General features: G+C 34.6%; 14 protein-coding genes. 3 read left to right on the forward strand and 11 right to left on the reverse strand.

Annotated features, from left to right (window positions below):
* Positions 1-520 precede the first annotated feature (520 nt).
* The 10 genes from QMG11_RS19525 to QMG11_RS19570 all read right to left on the reverse strand — a co-directional run bounded on the left by QMG11_RS19525 (position 521) and on the right by QMG11_RS19570 (position 6,795).
* Positions 521-1,618, reverse strand: a complete 1,098-nt coding sequence (locus tag QMG11_RS19525; RefSeq protein ID WP_281838052.1) for a hypothetical protein — start codon at positions 1,616-1,618, stop codon at positions 521-523.
* A 71-nt stretch (positions 1,619-1,689) separates the two neighbouring features.
* Positions 1,690-1,860, reverse strand: coding sequence for a hypothetical protein (locus QMG11_RS19530; protein ID WP_281838054.1), 171 nt, complete (start codon positions 1,858-1,860; stop codon positions 1,690-1,692).
* 19 nt (positions 1,861-1,879) lie between these two features.
* Positions 1,880-2,452 (reverse strand): hypothetical protein, encoded by a 573-nt coding sequence (locus QMG11_RS19535; protein WP_281838056.1) that lies wholly within the window; start codon positions 2,450-2,452, stop codon positions 1,880-1,882.
* Positions 2,453-2,677: 225 nt separating this feature from the next.
* Positions 2,678-2,845 carry a hypothetical protein gene (locus tag QMG11_RS19540; RefSeq protein WP_281838057.1) on the reverse strand — a complete coding sequence of 56 codons (168 nt, stop codon included), beginning with the start codon at positions 2,843-2,845 and terminating at the stop codon, positions 2,678-2,680.
* Positions 2,846-2,933: 88 nt separating this feature from the next.
* Positions 2,934-3,161 carry a hypothetical protein gene (locus tag QMG11_RS19545; protein ID WP_281838058.1) on the reverse strand — a complete coding sequence of 76 codons (228 nt, stop codon included), beginning with the start codon at positions 3,159-3,161 and terminating at the stop codon, positions 2,934-2,936.
* A complete protein-coding gene (locus tag QMG11_RS19550) occupies positions 3,142-3,432 on the reverse strand; it encodes a hypothetical protein (RefSeq protein WP_281838060.1) in 291 nt (96 codons plus the stop codon). Before QMG11_RS19550 ends, QMG11_RS19545 begins: the two co-directional genes overlap by 20 nt.
* An 18-nt stretch (positions 3,433-3,450) precedes the next feature.
* Entirely contained in the window at positions 3,451-4,515 is a 1,065-nt protein-coding gene (locus QMG11_RS19555; RefSeq protein WP_281838062.1) for a helix-turn-helix domain-containing protein, read from the reverse strand.
* A gap of 25 nt (positions 4,516-4,540) precedes the next feature.
* Positions 4,541-5,014: a hypothetical protein gene (locus QMG11_RS19560; protein WP_281838064.1), complete on the reverse strand. Its 474-nt coding sequence runs from the start codon at positions 5,012-5,014 to the stop codon at positions 4,541-4,543.
* Positions 5,015-5,107: 93 nt separating this feature from the next.
* Positions 5,108-6,469, reverse strand: coding sequence for a recombinase family protein (locus QMG11_RS19565; RefSeq protein WP_281838065.1), 1,362 nt, complete (start codon positions 6,467-6,469; stop codon positions 5,108-5,110).
* A 119-nt stretch (positions 6,470-6,588) separates the two neighbouring features.
* On the reverse strand, positions 6,589-6,795 hold the full coding sequence (locus QMG11_RS19570; RefSeq protein WP_281838067.1) for a helix-turn-helix domain-containing protein: 207 nt from the start codon (positions 6,793-6,795) through the stop codon (positions 6,589-6,591).
* Positions 6,796-6,955: 160 nt separating this feature from the next.
* On the opposite strand from QMG11_RS19570, the gene QMG11_RS19575 reads away from it, so the two are divergent.
* From QMG11_RS19575 to QMG11_RS19585, 3 genes are read left to right on the forward strand one after another with little or no spacing between them, the layout of a single operon-like run.
* A complete protein-coding gene (locus QMG11_RS19575; protein WP_281838069.1) occupies positions 6,956-7,681 on the forward strand; it encodes an XRE family transcriptional regulator in 726 nt (241 codons plus the stop codon).
* 53 nt (positions 7,682-7,734) lie between these two features.
* Positions 7,735-9,771: an McrB family protein gene (locus tag QMG11_RS19580; protein WP_281838070.1), complete on the forward strand. Its 2,037-nt coding sequence runs from the start codon at positions 7,735-7,737 to the stop codon at positions 9,769-9,771.
* Positions 9,755-11,539 carry a hypothetical protein gene (locus QMG11_RS19585; RefSeq protein WP_281838071.1) on the forward strand — a complete coding sequence of 595 codons (1,785 nt, stop codon included), beginning with the start codon at positions 9,755-9,757 and terminating at the stop codon, positions 11,537-11,539. Before QMG11_RS19580 ends, QMG11_RS19585 begins: the two co-directional genes overlap by 17 nt.
* Before the next feature lie 16 nt (positions 11,540-11,555).
* On the opposite strand, the gene QMG11_RS19590 is transcribed toward QMG11_RS19585, so the two are convergent.
* Positions 11,556-12,110, reverse strand: a complete 555-nt coding sequence (locus tag QMG11_RS19590) for a hypothetical protein (RefSeq protein ID WP_281838073.1) — start codon at positions 12,108-12,110, stop codon at positions 11,556-11,558.
* Between the last annotated feature and the right edge of the window lie 279 nt (positions 12,111-12,389).

The raw sequence follows: 12,389 nt of genomic DNA on the forward strand, positions 1-12,389 counted from the left end.
TTCCTCCATGATCCCCTCCAGGGTTTCATCTTTGTCAAATTTCTCTATAAGGGACAGTTTTTATTAATTTCTAGCTGGGCGGTGGCGAGTCATTTTTTTATCACACGTGCAACGTCTGCGCTGACCTCGCCACCTCATGAGTTACATCTAGGGTCACAGTATCTTTTGCTCTTCCCAGCCCCTTCTTCTCCTTCTGACCTGGTTAAAACTATTCAATTGAACTAAAGCAGATTTTCTTTAAAGAGAAATAAAAAAGACCAGAATTTAATCCAGTCTTTCTTTTTATTAATTCTCTCTTATTTTTATTTTCTCTTAAAGCTCCTGCTTCTATATTCAGATCTCTCCTGAAAACATCTTAAAAAAGGGATAAGAAAAGGATAAAAGTGCTTTAAACAAACTCCATAGTGTTACATAGTTCGAAATTTTATTTTTTTGAGTGTTTTTATAAATACATAACACTTCCTATGCCTTATTAATATTAGGATAGAACTCTTTTATTCCTCATTTTTTTGTTATGATGCTAAGGGCTACCAATTTTCTCTTCAATTGAGTCTAAAAACCACTCCAAAATAGGTGTCTTTTCCACAAACCAGGAACACAATTTCATTTCTTTTTTTGCTATTTTTCTCCTCTTGTATTTATCTTGTTTAGTCCCTCCAAGCTCATCACAACTTTTTAGCAGCTCCTCCCTGCTCCAAAAGGAGTTACCCTCCTGGCCACATCTAAGTACTAATAACCTTGATACCCTATTCCTTGGCCATTGCCTGGCTATCATCTTCATTTGGTTCTTTATCAAGTAGAATCTCTGTTTTTTAAGCCTCTCAAACCTCTCCTTAGTCAATCCCACTTCATTAACAAGCTCACTCCAGTAGTTTGAATTAAACCCTTCAAAGATTTCCAGGTACTTATCCAGGTAGATCTTCCCGAATCTCTCCTTGAGAACAGGCCATTTTATCTGAAATTCAACCCGTACTAGGTTCCACCTCTCCAGGAAGACCTTCTTTCTTTTAGCTGCCTCATAGGTTTTGTTGTAGATTATCAGTCTTTTATTTCCTCCCGGGGATCTTGCAGTGAGTATATAGGTGAACCCAAGGACCTCAAAATCAAATATCCCTTCATAATCAAATTCTGATAATCCCAGGCGTCCCTGGGATTTTTTCTCATGGTAGTAGTCCAGGGAAGCTTTTCTTCCCAGGGCATCAAAGGTATAACTATGACGGTTTTTAGCCCATCCACTTAAAAAAGTGTTTAATAAAACATCCCTCATTATCTCCCTGTTAAAAAAATGCACCCCATCACAATAGAGCTTTAGATCTTTATTCAGCTCTATTCTTTTTAAGTAAGCCTTACTCAGGTCTATCTCTACCCCTATCTTCGATTTGAGATACCTCTGAAGGGCTCTGAGAGCCTCCCTGAACTCAGATCCTCTGGTTATCCCTTTCATATTAGTTCTATATAGTAGCTTACTGGGATTAAACTCAAAGCTAGACCAGAAGTTACCATATATAATCCCTGTCCTTATGCGCACAACCCTATCGTGCTTTAACTCCAGGAGATCTCCCTCATAGCTTATTCCTTCCCTTTCAACTCCTATTTTGATTCTATCTATTCCCACCATAGCAGCACCTCCAAAAAAAGAAGGGTAAGCCTTTCCGCTCCCCCTTCTAAGTTAAATTTACATTTTTTAGCTTACTGGTTGACTGTTCTCAAATTCTCTTCATCTTTAAGTTTGTATTTTCTATTGTAAAGTTCGGCAAGCCGCTCCCCGTTTTCATGCTCTTTTTTATTCTTCAAATTTCTTTCGCTCATTTTGTCAATAAATGCCACCGCTTCTCTTTTCCTTTGTTCTAAGCTTTTCATTAAGTAATGCCTCCTTATTTTAAACCATCTTTTTAAACCACATAGAGCTCATTCCACCATGGGGTATTCTTTTTTGAAGATCAATTGTGTCGTTATGATAAGATACCTCAACATCATTTAAATAACTAAGGAATATTCGCGATACTCCTACCTCTCCTTTCATATTAAAAGAATCCACCAGCCTTCTTAATGCTTCATGCCTCTTTCTCTTATCTTCCATGAAGTCACAAAGATCTATTAGAGCTTTCATAAAGGCTTTCTCCAGAGGATCTTTACCTTCATCAAACTCTGTAACTATTTTTTCTCTCTCTTCCTTTACCAACTCCCGTAACTTAAAGAGGTCGACCTTTACAGGTTTCATTTCATCAATAGCCTTTATTTTCCTCCTGTAAAATTCCTCTTCGTTTTTAGAGGTGGTATACCCTTCAATATCGTCTACCCTCAATTTCTCCTCGGTCTTTAACTCGGCCATCTGTAAGGCTTCCTTTAGCTTTTTTATCTCTTCTGCTCTTTGCTGCTTCTCTCCATAAAAACCATTCATAAGAATCTTTATTTCCCTGAAATCTTCATTTGGATTACTTACATCAAACATCTAATCACTCCTTTAACTACAATCTCTTTTTAAGTGCTAAAACTCTGCTTCTCTTGTTCCTAATAGTCAGCTGGTTTAACTTATTCAAGAGTATATTCCCTTCCAGCTGCTTCTTCTTGTTCTTCATAATGCTCCCCCCTCCAATATCACTTTTTTACATTTTTCCCCCTCAGTAATTCTTTTTTATTCTTGCTTAGGATCTTATTTATTTGGCCCGGCTTCTTTTTAAACATCTTTTCCCTCCCTCAGGCTTACCAAAGTCTCTGAGGATTGAAATCTTGTTGTATATGCTGCCTGGCAAGTTTTACACTTATAGTACCTGGACCTGAAGGTTCCATAGAGAGCTTTGGAGCTATATGCTGTATTCTTAGTATTGCAGTTTGGACAATTCAACTTTATCCCCCCTGGATTAAATAAATTCTCTAAAATATGTGATATCCTCAGTTTAGAATTACTCCTATAGGTATCTTTGGTCGGACTTCTATAGGTGATAGTTCTTTATGATTAAGGCAGCTGTTAGACCCTTTATATCTTTAATTTCGCGGTTAAACATATAAAGTTCTCTAAGGGCTGCTTTTACTGCTTCCTGGGTATACTTATGTTCAAAGATCTCTAAGAAGTTTATGTATTCTTGGCTTTTCTCCTGAAGCTTAGAAATAGCCCTGGAAACATAAATATTCCTCCTGACCTTAGCTAGCTCTCTTTCCATTGGCAACCTCCTTTAGCTGCTCTACCTCCAATTTCCCCAAATCAAAAATAGTATTCAGCAGCTTCAAACCTGTTTTAAGCCCCTCAAAGTAAGCCTCTTCAACTGATTTTGACTCCTCCTCGGTCCTCAATGAGTCATAGGAATAAAACAACCTATTCCCCTCTAAGCTTTCTAGAAACTCCCCTTCTAGATCCACAAGAGCCTTACTGGGAATCCCCTTTCTCTCAAAGTACTTTTCTGCCTCTCCTTCTAATAATTTTTCAATGTCCATGCCCCCTCCTTTGCGTTCTCAGGAACTATAGAGCTTACAGAGTTTCTCATCTAGCTCCCTACTGATATGCCTATCAAAACTAGGGCTTCCCTGGTATCTCTTGTACTTTTCTACCAGTCCTTCCCTGATCTGCTTAACCCTGTCCATGCCTAATTTGCTCTTAGCAAGACTTATCTTATCTTCCCTTGAGAGCTTCTTAGGAAGTCTCCTTTTAGGCTCCCGGGTTACCCACTCATCCCTTAAAGCCTTAACTATCGCCCCCTCTCCCATCTCGTTTATTTTTACGTATGCCAAAACCTCTCTAAGCCTGTCATAAGTTGGACTTAGAGCCAGTATGTTTTTAACTGTTCCCTTAGTGAGACTCTCAAAACCACATTCTTTGAGAATCTCTTTCACATAGTTTTTATAGTTGTTCTTTCCCTGGGTTTCACTGGTAGTATTTTTCTTGGAGTCGACATTTTCGACTCCATAGAAGCCTGTCTTTTCAAGTGCCGTATCTGAAGGATTCAAGTGGTCGACATTTTCGACTTCATGGATTTTCCCTTTCTCCTTATCGTTTTTAGTAGTAGTTTTTTTATTAATAGTTTCTTTTATTCTAGTAATTCTTTTATTATTAACCCCCTTGTTCTGAGGCGCCTCACTTTGAGGGGGTTCATTTTGAACCCCCTCAAAACACGGTGGTTCAAATTCTTCAATGTTTTCGGTAGTTTCAAAGATTTCCTCAACTCTCTTGTCTTTTATCTCTATAATCTCCTTTAAAGAATTAGTTAAGATATATACATTTCTATATCTCTGCTTTGGGCTGGTTCTATCCTCCTCTGGTATCAAATATTTTTCTTTCTGCACATATCCCAAGTCATAAAGTTCCTTCAAACATTTCCTTAACTTCTCTTCAGATATCCCCAGATCTTCAGACATAGTTTTTTGTTTAGGATAAACTCTTGTTGTGTTCCAAGCATAGGAAGCTAAGTAAGAATAAACAACTTTTCCATTTGAACTTAGTTTTCTATCTCTCATTATTCTCTGGGGGATCATACCAAACCCATCTTCAAAAATTGTTCCTACAAATTGCCTAACTTCCATAGATACTTTCTCCTTTATTTAAGTCTTATTTCCCTTCTAACCTCTTCATGAGGTTCTCCTCCATCATCTTCTTCTCAACTTCCGAGCTTTCCATCCTGGATAACTCAAGGGCTTTACTGGTAAACTTCACCATGTAGTCTCTAGTGCTGTCGCTCTGATCCTCAAAGAAGACTTCCTTCTCTTCCAGTTCAGCTACATTACTAAAGAACTTCTCATCATGCTCCTTGGAATCCTTGCTTATTTGGGTTCCTACGCTTAGCAGCTCCATAGGTACACCATTCTTTAGCAACTCCTCCAGAAAGGCATCCAGCCTCTTCTGGTAACTCCTACGCATATCCTTATGCCACTTGGTATTCTTAAAACTCTTCTCCCTTCTTTCATCATCTAACTTATCAATTACAACTTCATTTCTAAGACACTCCTCCAGGGTCATAAACCGGCACTGGTTATTCATGCTCCTTTCAAGCATCTTAGAGAGCGCTCCTTCAGTTCTTCCCATGACATCCCTCCTCTATATAAGTTTCAAGCAAATACTTTAGTCCAAAATACTTACTAAAAACCTCAAGCCCCTTACCTCTCCCCCAAGGGGCTTTCAGTCTAGGAAGTTTACCTTCAAAATAAATCTAAAGTGATTTATAAACTCTATCTCCTCTATGATCAGCCCTAAGACCTTTTCTAAGGTCACCATCTCCTTAGTGCTGTCTATTTGCTCCAGGTACTCAAGGAGGATCTTCCTGTTCCCCTCTCTGGCCTTCTGGTTACCTTCTAGCCTCCCAAGTCTTAGCAGCTCCTTCTTTATCTCCTCCCTTCTATTGCTGTACCTTTCCATCTGATTATCATAAAGCCTATCTGGAACCTTTCCTTCCAGGTATTTTTCTAAAAGCTTTCCCTCCTGATTCTCCAGGTTCCTGATCTCTCTTTGATACATCCTTTTTTGTGACTGGGTATTTATCTCCACCTCTTCCAGGCAGCTAAACCTCTCTATGCTCTCCTTGAGCTCCTCCAGGACATCTTCCAGAAGGTCTTTTTGGTAGAGTATTCCATTGCCGCACTGGTTTAAACAGCTATAATAGGGACCCTTTTTACTTTTTTTATCCTTTTTCCCATAGATAGGACTACCACAATAACAACGGATATTATGGAATAGGTAAGTCCCTTTAGGGTTCTTCCTTCTTGTCTTCTTTCCTAATAGCTCCTGGACACCATAGAAGAGATCCTCCTCTACAATTCCCTCATGCAGTCCCTCTATTACCTCATAGTCCTCATTTACCGTCAGTCCTCCGCCTTTTACCTCCTGCTGTCTGAACTTAAGCTTTCCTATGTAGACCTCATTCCTGAGCATCCTCCGGATCTTCTTTACATCTACAAAGCCAAACCTTCTTGTGAGTTCTGCTATCCCCTCCCCTCTAAGATATAAGTTGAAGATCTCCTTTACCTTAGCTGCCTCTTCCTCATCTACAACTAACATCTTCTTTTCCAGTTTGTATCCATAGGGAGGTGCTCCCCCGGTCCACCTTCCCGACCTCGCTATATGCTCCATCCTGGACTTAACCCTCTTAGCTGTCCTTTTCCTCTCATGGGAGTTTATTAAGGCTCTTATATCGTTACTAAACTCTACGTCTATATCTCCTTCTGTTAATATCCCCTCCTGGATAGAATGCAGCTCTACTCCCAAATCTGTCATTCTCATTATCATGACCTTATACGCCATGAAGTCCCTTGTTGCCCTGGAAAGCTCCCACACAACAACCTTGTTAAACTTCTCATCCTCCATGTCTTCCTGGAGCCTCAGAAACTCCTTCCGGTTATTATTGGAGCCGCTGGCAATATCCTTATAGATCTTATAAATCTCGATATCCTGATTTTTACAATAGGCCTTGCATTGCTCCAGCTGAGCCTTCCAGTCCTGCTTCTCTGTGGACTCTCTGACATATATGGCTCCTCTACTTCTCAACTACCTCACCTTTTACTAGCTTCATTAACTCCTTAGCCAGGGCTTTTTGCTTTTTTCTACTGATTCCTGAATTTACAATCATTCTTCCCTCCCTTTTTTTGTATTGTAAAATCCAACCGTTACAATTCTGATATAATTTTTTTATAATCGATACCTAAAGCTAAACACCATCTTTTTAATGTTGCCAATTTAGGGATTCTTCCTCCTCTCCACATCTTCAAGTTAAAACTCACAGTACTTCTTGAACAATCTAGTTTTTTAGCCAATTCACTCTGACTAAGATTTTGCTTTTGCATCTCTAACTCTATTCTTTTAAAAAAATTCAAACTTCTCCCCTTTCTTTTGTAATGTTTTTACTTTACATTACAAATATACATTTGCAGATTACTTTTGTCAAGTTTAAACCAACCTTTTTTTAGTAAACGTAAACCTCAAACATTACAAAAGTACTCAAAACATTGTAAAATAGAAGATAGGGAGGTTTTTATGACTATTGGTGAATTTTTAAAAGAAGAAAGAAAAAAAGCAGGCTTTTCATTAAGAGGTCTAGCTATTAAAATTGGTATTTCTCATAGTGCTGTTGCAGACATCGAAAGAGGTACTACCCAAAAAAGGGAAACTATTGAAAAAATAATGGAAGGTTTGTCATTTACACAAGAAAAAAAAGAAGAAGCTCTCGAGCTTCTTATATTTGATGAACTTCCTGATCATATAAAGAAACTTATTCTTAAATCTAAAAATAACACCACCCCTTCAAATATCAATTCAAAATTAGATCTTGAAGAAGTAAGTGTTATTAATCTTCCTGTCTATGGACAGGCATCTGCCGGCTCTGGTAAGATCAATTTAGGCAATATCCTTAGATATGAAAGACTTACTCTCTTTCCTGATCAAAATATTCCTGAAAATGCCTTTGGTGTAGAAGTTAGTGGGGATTCAATGTATCCCACTTTACTTGATGGAGACCTTGCAATTATCGATCCTCAATGCCAAGACATAAACCTTAATGGTGAAATTTGTGTTCTTACTTATGAAGGTGAAGAATACATCAAAAGAGTCAAATTCACTGATAGATTTGTTACCCTTATCAGTGATAATCCAGATAGAGAGACATATAAGGACATTATTGTTTTAAAGGATGAATTTTCTGACTTTAAATGTCATGGAATCTTAATTCAAAGTTGGAGAAGACATAGAAGTAAAAAAATATAAATAGAACCTGACCAATTACGCATTACTATCAAAATAATACTATAGGAGGAGTTATGGCAGTACGTCTATCATTTGAAGAAAAGAGAAAGGCTGAAGAGACAAAAAATAACTACATGATTGGAATTCTTGCATCCAAGGAGGATGAATATTTCAAAAACTACACTCTTGAAGGAGAACCAATCTATTTACCTCAAAAAGGGGATTATGACAATATTCATTTTTACATAAAACCTGTATGCCAAGAACCTAAAATTATGAACGGTTTAAATAATTCTTTAAATACAAAAGAATACTATATTGGTCAAGATAGTATAAATAACAGAAAAGCTCTTGGATTAGGGATGACTTATACTTATTCCTCTTTTGAAGATAAAATTGAGCTCATCAGAAAAAAACTTGAAGGAAAGCTGATTATTTTTAAACCGCGAGTCAAGTTAAAAGAAAACATTCAAAATTTCAATACTGAAACTAAAGAATACCGAATTTATAAAAATATAGAAATTATAGGTATTGAAGATCTACCTAAAGAGTTATCTTCTTCACCTTACTTTGAAAGAGTCCCTCAACTCAGTTATTCTAATAAAGTGTTCGAGGATAAGTTAGATTCTGGCGACTATATTGATTTTGTAGACCTTCTAGTAGATACTCCTGGGCCAGAACATATAATTTGTAATGATTATATTTATACAAATTTCAAAATTGACCTTTGGGAAAGTAAAGAAAATAACAGCTTGAGTAGAAGGCTTTTAAAAGGCAAAGACAAATGGAAAAAATTTAAAATTAAAGAATTTATTAAAACCTCCATTAAAGTTAGTGAAAACCTTTGGTTCATAGATGATGAATACCTTTGTATGCTTATGGATCAACTTGAAGAAGAAGAATATAGTTCTCAAGATATTATCGGTCAAGAAGAAGAAATTCATGTTCCTAAAGCTTTTATTCAAGAAGATGATTTAAAAGAATATGATTTTTTAAATGCTTTTAAAATTTATACTGAGAGTGAAGGTCTCTCTTATAACTCAAAAGACTTATACAATTTTCATATTTGCCTAAAAACTAACCTCCTTACAATCTTAACCGGAATGACTGGAACAGGTAAATCTAAGCTTGCAAGGGCATATGCTAAAATGCTTGATTTATCAGAAACAAATGAAAACTTACTTTTTTTACCAGTTAGTCCAAATTTTACTGAGCCTAGTGATGTTTTAGGTTATATGAATACCTCAACAGGAATATATATTCCATCAGAAACAGGGTTAACTGATATTTTAATTAAAGCTAGTAGAAATCCTGAAAAAATACATCTAGTTATTTTCGATGAAATGAACCTATCACAAGTCGAGCATTGGTTTGCCCCTTTCATTTCTTTACTCGAAGAAAAAGAGGAGAATCGTTATCTAAGGCTATATAGTGATCAAATTAAGTGTATTAATGATTTTTTATACCCCTCTAAAATTAAGATTGGTTCTAACATAAGATTCATAGGTACTATGAATATAGATGAAACTACAAGAGATATTTCAGACAGATTATTAGATAGAGCTAACACTATCACATTAATCAAAAATTCTTTTGCTGATTTAAAGAGTCTTAGAGAAGAAGATTTCTCAATTAAAAAGGAAAATTATAAAAAGAACATTTGCACAACTTCTGAAGAATATAATTCTTGGATAGATTTATCTAATCCTTATGAATCATTTAAAGGCTCTGATTTAGAATTTTTGGACGCTCTACACAACCTTATTACAAAATATGATTATCAAAAAGGAGTTTCATTTAGAGTTTTAGAAAGAATTGGAATATACCTTAATAACATTCCAAAAAATAATAATGGTAATCCTGTAATTACTAACCAAGAAGCTATTGATCTTCAAATTAAACAAAGAATTATTTCTAAACTTAAAGGAACCGTTAACCAGTTTGGAGACTTAATAGGAAGTTATGAATTTGAAAACGATGAAATTTCTGAAGGCCTTTTAAAAAATTTATTTTCTGATACTAAGGTTCAATCTATAAGTTCATTTGAACACACTTTGAATGAACTTAAAAGAAAATCTAAGGAGCTAACTTTATATGGATACACAAGCTAAGATCTATATAAAAAATAATAAAATTAATAAAGAAATTCTACTAAACACTTTAAGCGAAGGAGAAGAGGTTTTTTCTATTTCTGAATATGGTGATGCATGCCTAACTTTTGAAACACCTTTTAGTGATTCATATATATTAGTTGAAACATTTGATAAGGAAGAAGGTACTATAGTTAGAGGAGGAGAAGAAGTTTTTATCAATAGACATTTAATTAATGATGGTTCTGTTACGTCATTAGTTCCAGCAAAATATATTTTAAAATATTATTTTAACGGTAAATTTTATGATTACAACTTTTCTGTTACTTCTGACTCATTAGAATTCGAGCATTTAAAAGTCATCAAAGATTCCTTAGAAGACTTATTACCTAATATCACAAAAAATCTTTTAAGCAGCAAAAGACTCAATTCTTCTTGTGAAGAAGGATATTCTTCTGAATTTGAATTATATCATTATTTATCAGAGCATTATAACGAACTAGTATTTAATCTCAATGCAATTAAAAAAAATCCGTTAAATGAGTTGATTAAACAACATCAAAAATGTCGTTTTTCTAAAAATCCTGACTATAAAACACATCGGTTCTATCAAAAAAAAGGAATTACAGGTTTTGAAACTAAAGATGGAGAATATATTCATTTAGAAAAAAAAATAAATTATACTCTCGACATTCCTGAAAATAAGTGGCTTTTTCAGGCCCTAGACAAACTCAATAACATTTTTAGTAAGCATATTAGTAAACTAAATAATGAAATTTTGTATCTCAAAAAATCAAATGAAAGTCATAACAAAGAAATCAAATCCAAAAAATCAGAATATGATAGAATCTCAAAAAAATATCAAGTCAGTAAGCAAAGTTTAAATAATCTTCAAAATAAAATCAAATATCTAGAAAGTGAGATGAATAAAAATAGTAAACTAATAAAAAAATTAGAGCCATATAAAGAAAAAATATTTCTTCAAAATCAAATCATTACATCTTTTTTATACAGTGAATTTTTTAATGAGGTTTCAAACAAAAGAAGCCCTATTAAAAATCCAATTAAAATTATTAAAAATAAGAAGTATGGATGGTTATATAATTTTATCGAAAGTATTGGCCAATTTAAAGAAAACTCCTCTAAGAACTTTAATTTCTTTAATTCAAAACCTACATGGCTACTTTTTGAATACTTTTCAGTAATACTATTTATTCAAGCACTTTTAGATTTAGGGTTTAAATGGGAATCTGGATGGATTTCCAGCAATAAGGAAGATTTTTCTTTGAAAGGACTTGAGTCAGAAACTGAAATAATTTTTACAAAAGATAATATTAAAGCTATTCTATTCTATGACAAAGAAATCGAAGAAATTAAAGAAATGGATAAAGAAGGTTTTGACTCTAGCTTAAGTAAAAATAGAAGACCAGACATATTAATTGGATTTTTCGATCATGAAAATAATTTGATTAACTCTGTTATAAGCGAAGTAAAATGTTGTAGAGGAAACAACATTTATCAAAATAGCTATTCCACAAAGAATTTTGAACAAATGAAAAATTACTTAAATATTTGCTATAAACCTTTAAACCAGAGAATTAAAAGAAGTGTAGTAAGTAAAGTGCTTGTTCCTTATCCACTTCAAAAGCAAACTATTAAAAGAAATAATTGTCCTTTTGAAGAGGATATAAAATTTATCCCTATTAAAGCTTCAAGTCAGATTAATGAAAGCATTGGATTTACCATCATTAAAGACAACCTAGAAGAATTAATTTCAGATTATTTATAAAAAACTCAAGGTCACATTACCTTGAGTTTTTTATATAGTCAGCCAATAATCCATCAAACGCTAAATGCCACTCTTCTTTCCTCTTCTCCCATAATATAGATTGTTTAATGCTGAAATCCTCTTGAAACCTCTCTAGGTCTTCCTTAGCTCCATATAGTTCTATATGCCTCCTATAGACTTCACATCTCAGGTTATACCTCGCCAAGTCACAATCTATGTCCAGGACATCGAGGATCTCTTCTCTATCCTCTCCCCTTACTATCTGAGAATTAGAGTTAAACCCTTTTCTTAGATACTCTTGAAAGGTAGAACTGCTATAACCTCCTGGAGCATATCCCTTTTTTAATATGTTAAAAAGTGTTCTTTTCTCAGCATATTTATCTGCCTGGTGTCTGAAGTCCTCCAGGTAATCTTCAAAGGTATATCCCAGCTCATCCAGATCTACTCCACACTTAACTATATTATGAAGATAAAAACTCTTCTTAGCTGCCATCTTATGATAAAGCCTTTCACTAAGCTTTTCCTTCAGGTTATCCCCATACTTGTTTTTTAGTTTTTCATATAAAATCATAGAATCACCTCTATGGGAGTATACCATACAATAAAAAAAGGAGCCTATTAAGGCCCCCTAAATCTTTATTATACTTCTTTCAACATCAATAAAATCAATGCCTAAAAGAAGTTATTACCGTTTTACTGGATTACTTACGTACGAGCCCAATCCCATCAGCAATTGGTCCTTAACTACGTAAAATATAGACAATCTCTAATTCTTACTTTCTTATATTTAAGTATATCATTTATAAGGAGATTTTTTAACTTTTGGTGATAATTTAAAATACATTATCAT

Origin of the sequence: Propionigenium maris DSM 9537, assembly GCF_027925155.1 — a bacterium.
Lineage (GTDB): Bacteria > Fusobacteriota > Fusobacteriia > Fusobacteriales > Fusobacteriaceae > Propionigenium > Propionigenium maris.